Genomic DNA, 16,260 nt, shown 5'->3' on the forward strand with positions numbered 1-16,260 from the left:
ATTCGCTGCCCTTTTTGAGTGCCCAAGCTCCATGCCTCCTTCTTCCGATTCGAGCAAGCCTGAAGCCGCCGCAGCGCCGCTGGCCTTGCTCGACCGCGACCACAGCATCCTGGCGTTCAACGAACGCGTGTTCGACTGGGCGCGCCGGGACGATGTGCCGCTGCTGGAGCGGCTGCGTTACCTGTGCATCGTGTCGTCCAACCTGGACGAGTTCTTCGAGGTGCGCGCCGCCGCGCACCTGGAGGCGCACAGCATGCGCGCCGCCGGCAGCAGCAGCGTGTACACGCCGGAGTCTTACCGCGCGCTGTCCGAGGCCGCGCACGACCTCGTGGCGCGCCAGTACGCGCTGTTCAACGACGTGCTGGCGCCCGCGCTGGCACGCGAGAAGATCCAGATCCTGTCGCACTCCGAGCGCGATTCGGCCCAGCGCGCCTGGGTCCATCAGTACTTCGAGCGCGAGGTGCGGCCGCTGCTGGTGCCCACCGGGCTGGACCCTGCGCATCCCTTTCCGCTGGTGGCCAACAAGTCGCTGAACTTCATCGTCCAGCTGACCGGCCGCGACGCTTTCGGCCGCGAGAACGACATCTCCATCGTCAAGGTGCCGCGCGTGCTGCCGCGCGTGATCCGCATGCCGGACAAGCTCTCGGGCGGGCGCACGCTGGCGGTGCTGTTGTCCAGCGTGATCCGCGCCCATCTGTCCGAGCTGTTCCCGGGCCGCCAGGTCGGCCAGTTCTCGCAGTTCCGTGTGACGCGCCATTCCGACCTCGCGGTGGACGAGGAAGAAGTCAACAACCTGCGCACCGCGCTGCGCCAGGGCCTGGAGTACCGGCACTATGGCCAGGCCGTGCGGCTGGAGGTCTCGGCCAACTGCGATGTGCAGCTCGCCGATTTCCTGCTGCAGCAGTTCAAGCTGCCCGAATTGGCGCTGTACCGCGTGCACGGGCCCGTGAACCTGGCGCGGCTGACCCAGCTGGTCGACCTCGTCAACGACCGGCGGCTCATGTTCCCTGAGCACAAGCCGGTCTGGCCGCTGGGATTGCCCGTCGACGGCTCGCTGTTCGAGCGCCTGCGCGAAGGCGATGTGCTCGTGCACCAGCCCTTCGAAAGCTTCGACGCGGTGCTGGCCTTGCTGCGCGAGGCCGTGCACGACCCGGCCGTGCTGGCCATCCGCCAGACCATCTATCGCACCGGCAGCGACCCCGAGCTCATGGGCCTCTTGCGCGAGGCCGTGCGCCGCGGCAAGGAGGTCATGGTCGTGGTGGAGCTCAAGGCGCGCTTCGACGAGGAGGCCAACATCAACTGGGCCGAGATGCTGGAAGGCATCGGCGCGCAGGTGGTCTATGGTGTGGTGGGCCTGAAGACCCACGCCAAGATGCTGCTCATCACGCGGCGCGAGGGCCGCAAGCTGCGCCGCTACGGCCATTTGTCCACCGGCAACTACAACCCGCGCACGGCCAGGCTGTACACGGACCTCAGCTATTTCACGGCCGACGACAAGCTCACGGCCGACATGGAGCAGGTCTTCGTGCACATCGCCGGCCAGAGCCGGCTGGCCCACATGTCCCGGCTGCTGGTGGCGCCGTTTCACCTGCAAAAGGCCATGCTGGAGCGCGTGGCGGCAGCCGGCGAAGCGGCAGCCGCCGGGCAGCCGGCGCGCATCATCGTCAAGACCAACGCGCTGACCGACGAGCAACTTGTGCGGGCCTTGCTCAAGGCTGGCCAGCAGGGCGTGGTCATCGACCTGATCGTGCGCGGCGCCTGCATCCTGCCGGCCCAGCTGCCGGGCGTGTCCGACAACATCCGCGTGCGCTCGGTGGTCGGCCGCTTCCTGGAGCACACGCGCGTGTTCTATTTCCGCCAGGGTGAGGAAGAACAGCTGTTCCTGTCCAGTGCCGACTGGATGGGCCGCAACATGCTGCGCCGCATCGAACTGGCCTGGCCGGTAACGGACCCGGCGCTGCGCCAGCGTGTCATCGACGAATGCCTGGTGCCCTACCTGCACGACGGCTGCGACGCCTGGGCACTGGGGCCGGACGGCCGCTACACGCGCGCGGAGAACTGCATCGGCCCCGATGGCCAGCGCCACAGCGCGCAACTGGCCCTGGCCCAACGTTTCGCCTACCCGAGGGGGTTGTGATGGATCTGATTTTCTGGCGCCACGCCGAAGCGCACGAAGAAAGCGCCGATGGCACGGACCTGGCGCGCGAATTGACATCGCGGGGCCTCAAGCAAGCCAGCCGCGTGGCGAACTGGCTGGATCGCCAGCTGCCCGACGGCGCCCGCGTCATCAGCAGCCCGGCGCAGCGCGCGCTGCAGACCGCCGATGCCCTGGGCCGCAAGTACAAGGTGCGGCCCGAGATCGCACCGGACGCTTCCGCCCAGGCGCTGCTGGATGCCGTGCAGTGGCCGCATGGCAAGGGTGTGGTCGTCGTGGTCGGCCACCAGCCGACGCTCGGCCAGGCCGTGGCCCAGCTGCTGCAGGCGCAGATCGCCGAGATGCCCATCCGCAAGGGCGCGGTGTGGTGGCTGCGCACCCGTGAACGCGACGGCCAGCGCCAAACCGTCGTTGTCGCCGTCCAGGCTCCCGAGACCGTCTGAGCCTCCTTCACGCCCGCTCGCCGGGCCGTGAATTCCTCGCCCTGCGCGGCCGTTTTGCGACCGATAGAATGGTCCGCATGGCCACCAAAATTCCCTCCAAACCTGCGCAGCCCAGGGCCAAGCCTGCGGCGCCGGACGACGGCGGATCGGTCGTGCTCGAACGGCGCACCCAGAAGACCAAGCCGCCGCAGATGTACCAGGTCTTGATGCTCAACGACGACTACACCCCGATGGAGTTCGTGGTCGTGGTCATCCAGGAGTTCTTCAGCAAGGACAAGGAGACGGCGACGCAGATCATGCTCAAGATCCACCTGGATGGCCGAGCGGTCTGTGGCGTGTATTCGAAAGACGTGGCGGCCACCAAGGTCGACCAGGTCCTGGAGGCGGCTCGTCAGGCGGGTCACCCGCTCCAATGCGTCAGCGAGCCTGTGGAATGATGGGTTGAAAAGCCCGCTCCCACACCCAAGTAGAGCGCACGTTATCAGCATGGTGTCAAAGGAATCTTCATGATCGCCCAGGAATTGGAAGTCAGTTTGCACATGGCCTTCGTGGAAGCGCGCCAGCAACGCCACGAGTTCATCACGGTCGAACACCTGCTGCTTGCCCTGCTGGACAACCCCAGTGCCGCCGAGGTGCTGCGGGCCTGCTCGGCCAACATCGACGACCTGCGCAAGTCGCTGACGAATTTCATCAAGGACAACACCCCCCAGGTGGCGGGCACCGACGATGTGGACACCCAGCCGACGCTGGGCTTCCAGCGCGTGATCCAGCGCGCCATCATGCACGTGCAGTCCACCGGCAGCGGCAAGAAGGAAGTGACCGGCGCCAACGTGCTGGTGGCGATCTTCGGCGAGAAGGACTCGCACGCCGTCTATTACCTGCACCAGCAGGGCGTGACGCGCCTGGATGTTGTCAACTTCATCGCCCACGGCATCAAGAAGAGCGATCCGCCCGAGCCGACCAAGTCGAGCGATGCCCAGCCCGAGAGCGAAGAGGGCGGGGCCGAGAAGAACGAGAAGGCCTCGCCGCTCGAACAGTTCACCCAGAACCTGAACCAGCTGGCCAAGGAAGGCAAGATCGATCCGCTGATCGGCCGCGAATACGAAGTCGAGCGCGTGATCCAGATCCTGTGCCGCCGGCGCAAGAACAACCCGCTGCTGGTCGGTGAGGCCGGCGTCGGCAAGACCGCCATCGCCGAGGGCCTGGCCTGGCGCATCACCCAGAAGGACGTGCCCGAGATCCTGGCCGAGGCCCAGGTGTATTCGCTGGACATGGGCGCGCTGCTGGCCGGCACCAAGTACCGTGGTGACTTCGAGCAGCGTCTGAAGGGCGTGCTCAAGTCGCTCAAGGACCGCCCGAACGCCGTGCTGTTCATCGACGAGATCCACACGTTGATCGGCGCTGGTGCAGCCTCGGGCGGCACGCTGGATGCGTCCAACCTGCTCAAGCCGGCGCTGTCCAGCGGCCAGCTCAAGTGCATCGGCGCGACCACCTTCACCGAGTACCGCGGCATCTTCGAGAAGGATGCGGCCTTGTCGCGGCGCTTCCAGAAGGTCGACGTGGTCGAGCCCACGGTCGAGCAGACGGTGGAAATCCTGAAGGGCCTGAAGTCGCGCTTCGAGGAGCACCACAACGTCAAGTACGCTGCTGCGGCGCTGCAGGCGGCGGCCGAGCTGTCGGCGAAGTACATCAACGACCGGCACCTGCCCGACAAGGCCATCGACGTGATCGACGAGGCCGGCGCTGCCCAGCGCATCCTGACCGCGTCCAAGCGCAAGAAGACCATCGGCAAGAGTGAGGTCGAGGAAATCGTGGCCAAGATCGCGCGCATTCCGCCTGCGAACGTGTCCAACGACGACCGCGGCAAGCTGCAGACGCTGGAGCGCGACTTGAAGAGCGTGGTGTTCGGCCAGGACAAGGCGCTGGAAGTTCTGGCGTCGTCGGTCAAGATGGCACGCTCCGGCCTGGGCAAGGGCGACAAGCCGATCGGCAGCTTCCTGTTCAGCGGCCCCACCGGCGTCGGCAAGACCGAGGCCGCCAAGCAGCTGGCCTACATCATGGGCATTGAGCTGATCCGCTTCGACATGTCGGAGTACATGGAGCGCCATGCCGTGAGCCGCCTGATCGGTGCGCCTCCCGGCTATGTCGGGTTCGACCAGGGGGGCCTCTTGACCGAGGCCGTCACGAAGAAGCCGCACGCGGTGCTGCTGCTCGACGAGATCGAGAAGGCGCACCCGGACATCTTCAACGTGCTGCTGCAGGTCATGGACCATGGCAGCCTGACGGACAACAACGGGCGCAAGGCCGACTTCCGCAACGTCATCATCATCATGACGACGAATGCGGGCGCCGAGACCATGAACAAGGCCACCATCGGCTTCACGAACCCGCGCGAGGCGGGTGATGAAATGGGCGACATCAAGCGCCTGTTCACGCCCGAGTTCCGCAACCGGTTGGACGCGATCGTGAGCTTCAAGGCGCTGGACGAGACCATCATCCTGCGCGTGGTCGACAAGTTCCTGCTGCAACTGGAAACGCAGCTGGCCGAGAAGAAGGTAGAAGTCACCTTCACCGACGGCTTGCGCAAGTACCTGGCGCGCAAGGGCTTCGACCCGCTCATGGGGGCACGGCCGATGCAGCGCCTGATCCAGGACATGATCCGGCGCGCGCTGGCCGACGAGCTGCTCTTCGGCCGCCTGACCGACGGAGGCCGCCTGGTGGTCGACATCGCCTTGTCCAAGGACGAGAAGGGCGTGGAGACCGGCGAGGTGCAGCTGGACATCCAGCCGCTGCCCAAGAAGGAAGGCCGGGCCAAGCCCGAGGCCGAGGAAGCGACGGCAGGCTGAGGCCTCCGGGCCACGAAAAGCCGACCCCAGGGTCGGCTTTTTTGTTGCCGCGGGGCGACAAGCCAGCCGTCCATCACATTAAGTTGACCGCGCAAGTCTTTGATGTTGTGTGAGCTTTTTGGAGTGGCTACACTCCCGCATCCTCGGCGGTTTCAGTAGGTGGGCGCATGACTTCTTCTCGTTTTTCCGGCTTGCATCGTTTGACGCAAGCGCTCGTCGTGTTTTCCTGCCTGTTCATGCTGGCCTTGCCCCAGGCCGATGCCGCTCCGCGCAAGAAAAAGGTCGTGGCCGAGAAGCGCCAGGCCGAGCGCAAGACCGCCGCCGCCACGCCGAAACGCCGTATCAAGGTCAGCGTGCAGGGCCGCCAGCGCATCGAGACGCCGCGGGCCGCCATCATTCCCGTGCGCCCCTCGTTCGGCCAGCTGGCCGGCCTGCACGCCGCCGACGATCCGCTCGACCTGAAGTCCAGCGTCGCCCTGGTCATCGACCAGGAAACCGACGAAGTCCTGCTGCGCAAGAACGAGAACGCCGTGCTGCCGATCGCCTCGCTGACCAAGCTCATGACGGGCGTGGTCGTCAACGAGGCGCAGCTGCCGATGGACGAGGTCATCACGATCACCCAGGACGACGTGGACACCGAGAAGTGGAGCCGTTCGCGCTTGGTCGTCGGCGCCAGCCTGAGCCGCGGCGAACTGCTGCACCTGGCGCTGATGTCCAGCGAGAACCGCGCCGCCCACGCACTGGGCCGCACCTTCCCGGGCGGCATGGCGACCTTCGTGAGCCGCATGAACGCCAAGGCCGAGCAGCTGGGCATGAAGGACACGCGTTATGTCGAGCCGACGGGCCTGTCGCCCAACAACCAGTCCAGCGCCCATGACTTGGCGCTCTTGGTCGGCGCCGCCTACCGCGAGCCGCTGATCCGCGAGCTGTCGACCTCGCCGAGCTACGCCGTCGACGTCGGCCGCCGTACGCTGCAGTTCAACACCACCAACCGGCTCGTGAAGAACCCGGATTGGGACATCGGCCTGCAGAAGACCGGCTTCATCAACGAAGCCGGCCAGTGCCTGGTAATGCAGGCCAGCATCGCGGGCCGCAAGGTCATCATGGTGTTCCTGGATTCGGCCGGCAAGCTGAGCCGTCTGGGTGATGCCGAGCGGGTGCGCAAGTGGGTCGAGTCCACCACCGCTGCCGCCATCACCGCTGGCGGCCACAGTGCGGCGGCGCTGGTGCCGATCTCTACGCGCCGCTGACCGGGCGCGGGCCGGGCGCCCGCGCGGATCAGATGTCGTTGTTGCCGGCGCGGTGGCCCAGCGCGGCTGAAATCTCGTTGGCCGTCTGCTGCAGCTTGGGCAGCCATGATTCGTCCAGCCGGTCCGCCGGCGAGGAGATCGACAGGCCAGCGACAAGCCGGGCCTGGTCGTCGTAGATGCCAGCGGCCATGCAGCGCACGCCCAGTTCCAGTTCCTCGTTGTCGCGCGCCACACCCGTCACGCGTGCCTTGGCCAGTTCGCGCTCGAGCAGCGGAAGCTGCGTGAGGCTGTTGCGCGTGTGGCCGGCGAGGCCCGTGCGCGTGGCATAGGCGCGCACGCGCTGCGCATCGTCGGCCGCCAGGAACAATTTCCCGACCGATGTCAGGTGCAGCGGCGCCCGGCCGCCGATGGCGCGCACCACCTGCATGCCCGAGCGCTCCGACAGGGCCCGCTCGATGTAGACGATCTCGTCGCCCTGGCGCAGGCTCAGGTTCACGGGCTGCTGGATCAGCCGGTGCAGCTCGCGCATGGGGGTCAGCGCCGCGTCGCGCACGCTCAGCCGCCCCTTGACGATGTTGCCCAACTCCAGCAGGCGCATGCCCAGCCGGTAGCTGCCCGGCTCGGGGCGGTCGACGAAGCGGCCCGTGGCCAGGTCGTTCAGGATGCGGTGCGTGGTCGACGGGTGCAGCCCGGTCTTCTCGCTGATCTCCTTGAGCGACATGGCGTCTTCGCGCGAGGCCAGCACGTCGATCAGCGCGAACATGCGCTCGATGACCTGGACCGTGGGGGTGCCGCCAGCTTGCTGTTCGGTCTTCTTCATGGCTGGGCAGGGCCGTCCTGCCAATGGCCATCGCGCAGCAGCTGGTGGGGTTGGAAGCGGGCTTTGTAGTTCATCTTGTCGCTTTGGCCGATCCAGTAGCCCAGGTAGACATGCGCGAGGCCCAGGCTGCGGGCTTGCTCGATCTGCCACAGCACGCTGTAGGTGCCGTAGCTGGCATGGGCTTCGGGTTCGTAGAAGGTGTAGACGGCCGACAGGCCGTCGTCCAGGATGTCCAGGATGGACACCATCTTGAGTCGGGGCGGCGCGCCGTTCACGCCGGGTTCGTGGAATTCCACCAACCGCGAGTTGACGCGGCTTTGCAGCAGGAACTGCGTGTACTGGTCGATGCTGTCGTGGTCCATGCCGCCACCGGCATGGCGGCCGTTCTGGTATCGCAGGTACAACTGGTAGTGCTCGGGCACGAAGCACAGCTTGAGCACGCGCACCTGCAGGTCGGCGTGGCGCGCCAGCGCCCGGCGCTGGCTGCGGTCAGGCCGGAAGCGGTTGGCCAGCACCCGCAGCGGCAGGCAGGCCTGGCAGCCGTCGCAATGCGGACGGTAGGTGAACATGCCACTGCGCCGGAAACCCTTCTGCACGAGTTCCGAATAGGTGTCGCTCTGGATGAGATGCCCGGGTGTCGCAACCTGCGACCTGGCCTGCCGTTCCGCCAGATAGCTGCACGGATACGGCGCGGTCGCGTAGAACTGCAGCGTCTGCAGTGGGAGATCGTTCAGGTGGGCCACGCCGTACGGGACACTGGAGTGAACAATGCGGACCAGTATACGGGGTCGAATAACCACGGCGGATCGGGCGCCTGTGCATCCTGGCGCAGCCGCGACACGAAGTCCGCGCGCGGCATTTCGGCGGCGCCGAGCGAGGCCAGGTGCCGCGTGTTCTGTTGGCAATCGACCTGCACCACGCCATGCACCCGGCACCACGCCACCAGGGCGGCCAGCGCGATCTTGGATGCATCGGTGGCGCGCGCGAACATGGATTCACCGAACACGGCCCGCCCCAGGCCAACACAGTACAGGCCGCCCATCAGCCGCCCGTCGACCCAGGTCTCCACGCTGTGCGCGGTGCCGGCCGCGTGCAGATCCTCGTACGCGCGCACCATTTCGGGCACGATCCAGGTGCCGGCCTGGCCTTCGCGCGGGCTGCTGGCGCAGGCGCGGACCACATCGCCGAAGGCGCTGTCGAACCGCACTTCACAGCCCGGCGTGGCGACAAAGCGCTGCAGCGTCTTGCGCAGCGAGCGGTGCAGCCGGAACGCGCCGGTTCGCAGCACCATGCGCGGGTCCGGGCTCCACCACAGGATAGGCTGGCCTTCGCTGAACCAGGGGTAGACGCCGTGGCCGTAGGCCGCGCGCAGGCTGTCCACGTCCAGGCTGCCACCTGCGGCCAGCAGGCCGGGGGCGGGGTCCTCCGGCCCCCAGGCCTGGACCACCGGGGGCAGCGGTTCTCCGGGCGCGAGCCAGGGCAGGGCAGGGCGGCGCGGCGTCATGGCCAGGGTGCGCCCGGCGGAAGTCCGGGCTGGACGAATGGCGTTGGGATCAGCCGCACAGGGCCCGCCCGCGGTCGATGATGCGCACGTTGATGCTCACTTGTGTTGAGGTAGTCGCGCCAAAGTGCTGTCACGACTGCGTTGTGGCTTGGCTCTGCACAAATAATGGCACATCGCGCCACGCAACCGGTGCGCAGTACATGCGGTGCACGCTTCATTTTCCCGCTGGGTGGTCGCTGGTATGGAGTGCGCAATCCAGGACAAGGACAAAGACCAATGGCGATGGACCTCGTGGGGGATCTGCTGGCCCGGCTGGACCAGCTCAATGCAATCGGCGCCGCCTTGTCCAAGGAGCGCAACACAGATGCCTTGCTCGAGGGCATCCTGATCGCGGCCAAGAACATCACGCATGCCGACGGCGGCACCCTGTACCGCATGACCGAGGACGGCAGCGCCCTGCGCTTCGAGATCATGCGCACGAACTCGCTGGACATCTTCCTGGGCGGCACCACCGGACGGCCGATCGGATTTCCGCTGCTGCAACTGGTCAACGCCGACGGCAGCTTCAACGACAGCATGGTGGCCACCTACGCCGCCATCCATGACCGCACCGTCAACATCGCCGACGCCTACGCCGAGGAGGGCTTCGACTTCTCGGGCACGCGCGCCTTCGACCAGCGCACCGGTTACCGTTCGCAGTCCTTCCTGACGGTGCCGATGAAGAACCACGACGGCGAGGTCATCGGCGTGCTGCAGCTCATCAATGCGCAGGAGCCTGACCTGGGCCGTGTCGTCACCTTCTCCGAGGCCGACCAGCGGCTTGTGGAGTCGCTGGCTTCGCAGGCGGCCATCGCGCTCTCGAACCGGCAACTGATCATCCAGCTGGAGGAGTTGTTCGAGTCCTTCATCCACCTGATCAACATGGCGATCGACGACAAGTCGCCGTACACGGGTGGGCACTGCAACCGCGTGCCGGAACTGACCATGATGCTGGCCGACGCGGTGGACGCCACCGAGGACGGTCCGCTGGCCAGCTTCAAGATGACCGAGCGCGACCGCTATGAACTGAAGATCGCCGGCCTGCTGCACGACTGCGGCAAGATCTCCACGCCCGTGCACGTGGTCGACAAGGCGACCAAGCTGCAAACCCTGTTCGACCGCATCGCGCTGGTCGACACGCGCTTCGAGGTGGTGCGGCGCGACCTGGAGATCGCGGCGCTCAAGCGCCAGCTGGCGCTGCGCCCCTCCGTCGATCCGGTCGCAGAAGCCGTGGCGGCGGCGGCCTGCACGACCGAACAGGCGGCGCTGGACCAGGAGCGCGAGTTCATCCGCAAGCTCAACCGCGGCACCGAGTACTTCAACGAAGGCACGGTGGCGCAGCTGCAGTCGCTGTCCGAGCGCCGCCGCTGGTCTGGCCCCCAGGGCCCAGACCTGCCTTTCTTCACCGACGACGAGGTGGAGAACCTGTCGATCCGGCGCGGCACGCTGACCGCCAAGGAACGCGACATCATCAATTACCACATCGTCGCGACCAACCGCATGCTCGAGCAGGTGCCCTGGCCCAAGCACTTGCGCAACGTGCCGGAGTTCGCCGGCGGCCACCATGAGCGCATGGACGGGCGCGGCTATCCCAAGGGGCTCATGCGCCACGAGATGTCGCTGCAGGCGCGCATGCTGGGGATCGCCGACATCTTCGAGGCGCTCACGGCGGCCGACCGCCCCTACAAGCCGGGCATGAAGGTGTCCAAGGCGCTGGAAATCATGGTGCGCTTCAAGAAGAACGGCCACATCGACCCGGACCTCTTCGACGTGTTCATGAACCGGGCCGTCTACCGCCGCTACGCCGAGCGCTTCCTGGACAGCGGCCAGATGGACGTCGTGCCCCCCGCCGCGCTGGAGCCGGCGGCCGAGTGATCAGCCGAGCTTCTTGACCAGCACCTGGCTGCGCCGGTCCCAGTTGTACTTGCGCTTGCGCGCCTCGGGCAGCCAATCCGGGTCCACCGGCTGGAAGCCGCGCTTGATGAACCAGTGCATGGTGCGCGTGGTCAGCACGAAGATGCTGTTCAGGCCCGCCTGGCGCGCGCGGTGCTCGATGCGCTTCAAGACCTTCTCGCCGTCGCCCTGGCCCTGGCTTTGCGGCGACACCGTGAGCGCGGCCATCTCGGCCGTCTTGGCCTCTGGGTAGGGGTACAGCGCCGCGCAGGCGAAGATCACGCCGTCGTGCTCGATCACCGTGTACAGGTGGGCGTCGCGCTCGATCTCGGTGCGGCTGCGCTTGACCAGCGTCCCGTCTTTCTCGAACGGCTCGATGAGCTGCAGGATGCCGCCCACGTCGTCGCTGGAAGCCTCGCGCACGCTCTCCAGCTTTTCGTCGATGACCATGGTGCCGATGCCATCGTGCACGTAGATCTCCAGCAGCAGCGCGCCATCCAGCGCGAAGGGCAGGATGTGGCTGCGCTCCACGCCGGTCTTGCAGGCCTTCACGCAGTGCTGCAGGTAAAAGCCCGTGTCGGTCGGTTGCTGCGGCGTCGGCAGCTGGGCCAGCAGCTGCTCGGCGGCCGCCAGCGGCAGCTCGGTGTCGATGGGGTTGTCGTCGGACGCCGGCTCGCCGGGTTGCATGCGGATGCCCGGCACCTCGGTCAGGAAGATCAGCTTGTCGGCCTGCAGCGCGGTGGCCACGCTCGTCGCCACCTCTTCCATGGTCAGGTTGAAGGCTTCGCCCGTGGGCGAAAAGCCGAACGGCGACAGCAGCACCAGCGCGCCCATGTCCAGCGTGCGCAACAGCCCGGCCACGTCGACCTTGCGGATGGAGCCCGAATGCTGGAAGTCCACGCCGTCCACGATGCCCACCGGCCGCGCCGTGATGAAGTTGCCCGAGATCACGCGCACCGTGGCCCCGGCCATCGGGGTGTTGGGCAGGCCCTGGCTGAAGGCGGCTTCGATCTCGTAGCGCAGCTGGCCGGCGGCTTCCTGGGCACAGTCCAGCGCCACCTCGTCGGTGATGCGGATGCCGTGCGAATAGCGGGCCTGGTGGCCCTTGGCGCGCAGCTGTTCGTTCACCTGCGGCCGAAAGCCGTGCACCAGCACGATGCGCACGCCCATGGCCTGGATCAGCGCCAGGTCCTGCGCGATGGACTGCAGCTTGCCGGCGGCGATGGCTTCGCCGGCCATGCCGACCACGAAGGTCTTGCCCCGGTGCGTGTGGATGTACGGCGCGACCGAGCGGAACCACGGGACGAAGGTGAAATTGAAAACAGCGGACATGGGTGGCGGGTCTGCGCGTGGGGCGGGGCAGTGCAGAGGCTGCACTGGGATAATCCCGGATTCTCTACGAAGTCCCTGCGCGGGACGCGCCCCCTTTCCATATGCCCGAAGCCTTCGCGGCGCCCCCGGCGCCAGCCTACACGCTGAGCTTTCCCGAATCGCTGCCCGTTTCCGGCCGCCGCGACGAGATCCAGGCCGCCATCGCCGCCCACCAGGTGGTCATCGTCTGCGGCGAGACCGGTTCCGGCAAGACCACGCAGCTGCCCAAGATCGCGCTGGCCATGGGCCGCGGCAAGGCCAACGCCCCGGCCGGGCAGGGCCGCCTGATCGGCCACACCCAGCCGCGCCGCATTGCCGCCAGCTCGGTCGCCAAGCGCATCGCCGAGGAGCTCAAGACCCCGCTCGGCGACGTGGTCGGCTTCAAGGTGCGCTTCCAGGACCGGCTCTCGCGCAACGCCTCGGTCAAGCTCATGACGGACGGCATCCTGCTGGCCGAGACGCAGACCGATCCGCTGCTCAAGGCCTACGACACGCTGATCATCGACGAGGCGCACGAGCGCAGCCTCAACATCGATTTCCTGCTGGGCTACCTGCGCCAGATCCTGCCGCGCCGGCCCGATCTCAAGGTCATCGTCACCTCGGCCACCATCGACGCCGACCGCTTCGCCCAACACTTCAAGAGCGACCAGGGCCCGGCGCCGGTGCTCTACGTCTCGGGCCGCATGTTCCCGGTGGAGCAGCGCTGGCGCCCGTACGAGGAGTCGCGCGATTACGGCCTGAACGAAGCCATCGCAGATGCCGTGGACGAACTTTGGCGCGATCCGCGCCAGGGCGGCGACATCCTGGTCTTCCTGCCCGGCGAGCGCGAGATCCGCGAGGCGGCAGACCACCTGCGCGGCCACCTGCAGCACCAGCCCGTGCTGCGCGACGCCCAGGTGCTGCCGCTGTTCGCGCGCCTCTCGCAGGCCGAGCAGGACGAGATCTTCGTGCTGCGCGGCAAGCGGCGCATCGTTCTGGCCACCAACGTGGCCGAGACTTCGCTGACGGTGCCCGGCATCCGCTACGTGGTCGACGCCGGCACCGCACGCGTCAAGCGCTACAGCCTGCGCAGCAAGGTCGAGCAGCTGCTGGTCGAGCCGATCAGCCAGGCCGCGGCCAACCAGCGCGCCGGCCGCTGCGGCCGCGTGGCCGACGGCATCTGCATCCGCCTGTATGGCGAGGACGACTTCAACGGCCGCCCACGCTTCACCGACCCCGAGATCCTGCGCAGCTCGCTGGCCGGCGTGATCCTGCGCATGAAGTCGCTGCACCTGGGCGAGGTCGAGGACTTCCCCTTCGTCGAGGCCCCCTCCAAGCGCGCCATCACCGACGGCTACCAGCTGCTCAACGAACTCGGCGCGGTGGACGACAACAACGTGCTGACGCCCGTGGGCGCGGAACTGGCCCGGCTGCCGCTGGACCCGCGCGTGGGCCGCATCATCCTGGCCGGCCGCGAACGCCAGGCTCTGACCGAGGTGCTCATCATCGCCTCGGCCCTGTCGGTGCAGGACGTGCGCGACCGGCCCATGGACGCGCAGACCCAGGCCGACCAGCAGCACGCCAAATTCGACGACGAGAAGAGCGAGTTCAGCGGTTACCTGCGCTTGTGGCAATGGATCCACGATGCACGCGGCGGCCATGGTGAAACCCACAAGCTCAGCAACCGCCAGTACGAGCAGCTGCTGCGCCAGAACTTCATCAACATGCGCCGCGTGCGCGAATGGCGCGACATCCACAGCCAGCTGCTGACGGTGGTCACCGAGCACCGCTGGAAGCTCAACGACCAGCCCGCCAGCTACGAGCAGCTGCACAAGGCCATGCTGGCCGGCCTGCTCGGCAACATCGGCTTCAAGCCCGAGGACGAAGACCTCTACCTGGGCGCGCGTGGCATCAAGTTCCACCGCCACCCGGGCGCGCACTTGAAGAAGAAGCCCGGCCGCTGGATCGCCGTGGCCGAGCTGGTCGAGACCACGCGCCTCTTTGGCCGCGGCATCGCCAACATCGAGCCGCAGTGGCTGGAAGAGGTCGGCGCGCACCTGCTCAAGAAGCAGCTGCTCGACCCGCACTGGGAGAAGAAGGCGGCCGAGGTGGTGGCGCTGGAGCGCGCCACGCTGTATGGCCTGGTCATCTACAACAACCGCCGCATGCCCTACAGCCGCGTGGACGCGGCCGGCGCGCGCGAGATCTTCATCCGCCAGGGCCTGGTGGCCGGCGAATGGGAGACCAAGCTGCCGTTCGCCGCCGCCAATGCGCGCACCATCGCCCAGGTCGAGGCCCTGGAGCACAAGTCGCGCCGGCAGGACGTGCTGGTCGACGAGGAGCTCATCTACGCCTTCTACGACGCGCAGCTGCCGGCCGAGGTGCACAGTGGCCGCCTGTTCGAGGCCTGGTGGCGCGACGCCTCGCGCACCAACCCCAAGCTGCTGCAGCTCACGCGCGAAGAACTCATGCGGCACGAGGCCGCCGGCATCACCACCGAGACCTTCCCGCGCACCGTGCGCCTGGGCGGCGTGGACTGCGCGGCCAGCTACCTGCACGAGCCCGGCAACCCGCGCGACGGCGTGACCGTGACGGTGCCGCTGTTCGTGCTGAACCAGGTGGCCGAGGAGCGCTGCGAGTGGCTGGTGCCCGGCATGCTCAAGGACAAGATCCAGGCCCTGCTCAAGAGCCTGCCGCAGCGCCCGCGCTCGCGCTTCGTGCCGCTGCCGGAATCGGCCGCGCGGCTCGCGGCCGAACTGCCGTTCGGCCAGGGCGGCCTGGTCGACGTGCTGCTCAAGGCCGTGCGCGACCAGACCGGCATCGACGTGAAGAAGGCCGATTTCAAGCTCGACACGCTGAGCCCGCACCTGTTCATGAACCTGCAGGTGGTGGACGAGCACGGCCGCCAGCGTGGCATGGGCCGCAACCTGGGCGCGCTCAAGGCCGAACTCGGCACGCAGGCGCGGGGCGCGTTCCAGGCCCTGGCAGCACTGAAGACCACCGCGGCGCCGGCACCGGCGCCCGCTGCCGCCAGGGCCGCTGCGCCGGCCACCGCGGCACCGCCCGCTGCGCCGCCCGCACCCACGCTGCCCGCCAACCAGCGCCACACGCAATGGGACTTCGGCGAACTGCCTGAGCTTCTGGAGATCCGCAAGGGCGGCCAGAGCGTGATCGGCTTCCCGGCGCTCATCGACGATGGCGACGCGGTGCGCATCGAGGTCTTCGACGAGCCCGATGTGGCCGCTGCCAGGCACCGCGCCGGCCTGCGCCGGCTGTTCGCGCTGCAGATCCGCGACGCGCTCAAGTACCTCGAAAAGAACATCCCCGACCTGCAGAAGATGGCCGTGGCCTACATGCCTCTCGGCACACAGGAGATGCTCCGCACCCAGATCATCGACGTGGCGCTGGACCGCGCCTTCCTGCTCGACCCGCTGCCCACCGACGCCCAGGCCTTCAAGCGCCGCATCGACGAAGGCCGCGGCCGGCTCACGCTCATCGCCAACGAAGTGGCGCGGCTGGCCGGCACCATCCTCGTCGAGTACGCCGCCGCGCTGCGCAAGCTCAAGGACGCGAGGCCGAACGCCGACGTGGCCGCCGACGTGCAGCAGCAATTGCAGCGCCTGGTACCCAAGGATTTCCTGGCTGTCACGCCCTGGCCGCAGCTGCAGCACTTCGCGCGCTACCTCAAGGCCGTCGTGCTGCGGCTGGACAAGCTGCGTGCCGATCCAGCCCGCGACGCCACGCGCCTGGCGGAACTGAGGCCCCAGGAGCAGCGCTACTGGCGCCTGGTGGCCGAGCGCAAGGGCCAGGTCGACAGCCGCATGCAGGAGCTGCGCTGGCTGCTGGAGGAGCTGCGCGTGAGCTTCTTCGCGCAGGAGCTGCGCACGCCGCAGCCAGTGAGCGTGAAGCGGCTGGACAAGACCTGGGCGCAGCTGAACCAGTAGCGCCACAATCCAGCCC

General features: G+C 67.6%; 11 protein-coding genes. 7 read left to right on the plus strand and 4 right to left on the minus strand.

Translation table 11 applies throughout. The features are described 5' to 3' along the window. Positions 1-31: 31 nt before the first annotated feature. The 5 genes from ppk1 (at position 32) to pbpG (ending at position 6,694) form a co-directional block, all read left to right on the plus strand. Positions 32-2,137 carry a polyphosphate kinase 1 gene (ppk1, locus tag DES41_RS20300; protein WP_114469453.1) on the plus strand — a complete coding sequence of 702 codons (2,106 nt, stop codon included), beginning with the start codon at positions 32-34 and terminating at the stop codon, positions 2,135-2,137. Next, positions 2,137-2,598, plus strand: coding sequence for a SixA phosphatase family protein (locus DES41_RS20305; RefSeq protein ID WP_114469454.1), 462 nt, complete (start codon positions 2,137-2,139; stop codon positions 2,596-2,598). Before ppk1 ends, DES41_RS20305 begins: the two co-directional genes overlap by 1 nt. Positions 2,599-2,675: 77 nt before the next feature. After that, positions 2,676-3,035 (plus strand): ATP-dependent Clp protease adapter ClpS, encoded by a 360-nt coding sequence (clpS, locus tag DES41_RS20310; RefSeq protein ID WP_114469558.1) that lies wholly within the window; start codon positions 2,676-2,678, stop codon positions 3,033-3,035. Positions 3,036-3,104: 69 nt separating this feature from the next. Then, the gene (clpA, locus tag DES41_RS20315) at positions 3,105-5,444 is read left to right on the plus strand and encodes an ATP-dependent Clp protease ATP-binding subunit ClpA (RefSeq protein WP_114469455.1); all 2,340 of its coding nucleotides are present in this window, start codon (positions 3,105-3,107) and stop codon (positions 5,442-5,444) included. Between the two features lie 167 nt (positions 5,445-5,611). Continuing rightward, a complete protein-coding gene (gene pbpG, locus DES41_RS20320; RefSeq protein WP_114469456.1) occupies positions 5,612-6,694 on the plus strand; it encodes a D-alanyl-D-alanine endopeptidase in 1,083 nt (360 codons plus the stop codon). Between the two features lie 28 nt (positions 6,695-6,722). Here the strand turns inward: pbpG and DES41_RS20325 are convergent, their stop codons facing one another. From DES41_RS20325 to aat, 3 genes are read right to left on the minus strand one after another with little or no spacing between them, the layout of a single operon-like run. After that, complete coding sequence (locus DES41_RS20325) at positions 6,723-7,514, minus strand: IclR family transcriptional regulator (protein ID WP_114469457.1); 792 nt, start codon at positions 7,512-7,514, stop codon at positions 6,723-6,725. Further along, positions 7,511-8,257, minus strand: a complete 747-nt coding sequence (locus DES41_RS20330; RefSeq protein ID WP_114469458.1) for an arginyltransferase — start codon at positions 8,255-8,257, stop codon at positions 7,511-7,513. The genes DES41_RS20325 and DES41_RS20330 overlap by 4 nt, the downstream gene beginning before the upstream one ends. Then, positions 8,245-9,018, minus strand: a complete 774-nt coding sequence (gene aat / locus DES41_RS20335) for a leucyl/phenylalanyl-tRNA--protein transferase (RefSeq protein WP_114469459.1) — start codon at positions 9,016-9,018, stop codon at positions 8,245-8,247. The genes DES41_RS20330 and aat overlap by 13 nt, the downstream gene beginning before the upstream one ends. 276 nt (positions 9,019-9,294) lie before the next feature. Here aat and DES41_RS20340 point away from each other — a divergent pair, with 276 nt between their 5' ends. Continuing rightward, complete coding sequence (locus DES41_RS20340) at positions 9,295-10,932, plus strand: HD domain-containing phosphohydrolase (protein WP_211333015.1); 1,638 nt, start codon at positions 9,295-9,297, stop codon at positions 10,930-10,932. Here the strand turns inward: DES41_RS20340 and argA are convergent, their stop codons facing one another. Beyond that, positions 10,933-12,282: an amino-acid N-acetyltransferase gene (gene argA, locus DES41_RS20345; RefSeq protein ID WP_114469460.1), complete on the minus strand. Its 1,350-nt coding sequence runs from the start codon at positions 12,280-12,282 to the stop codon at positions 10,933-10,935. A 101-nt stretch (positions 12,283-12,383) separates the two neighbouring features. Between argA and hrpA the strand changes: the two genes are divergently transcribed. Beyond that, entirely contained in the window at positions 12,384-16,244 is a 3,861-nt protein-coding gene (hrpA, locus tag DES41_RS20350; RefSeq protein ID WP_114469461.1) for an ATP-dependent RNA helicase HrpA, read from the plus strand. The last annotated feature ends 16 nt before the right edge of the window (positions 16,245-16,260 follow it).

Source organism: Pseudorhodoferax soli (assembly GCF_003337555.1).
GTDB classification, from domain to species: domain Bacteria; phylum Pseudomonadota; class Gammaproteobacteria; order Burkholderiales; family Burkholderiaceae_C; genus Pseudorhodoferax; species Pseudorhodoferax soli.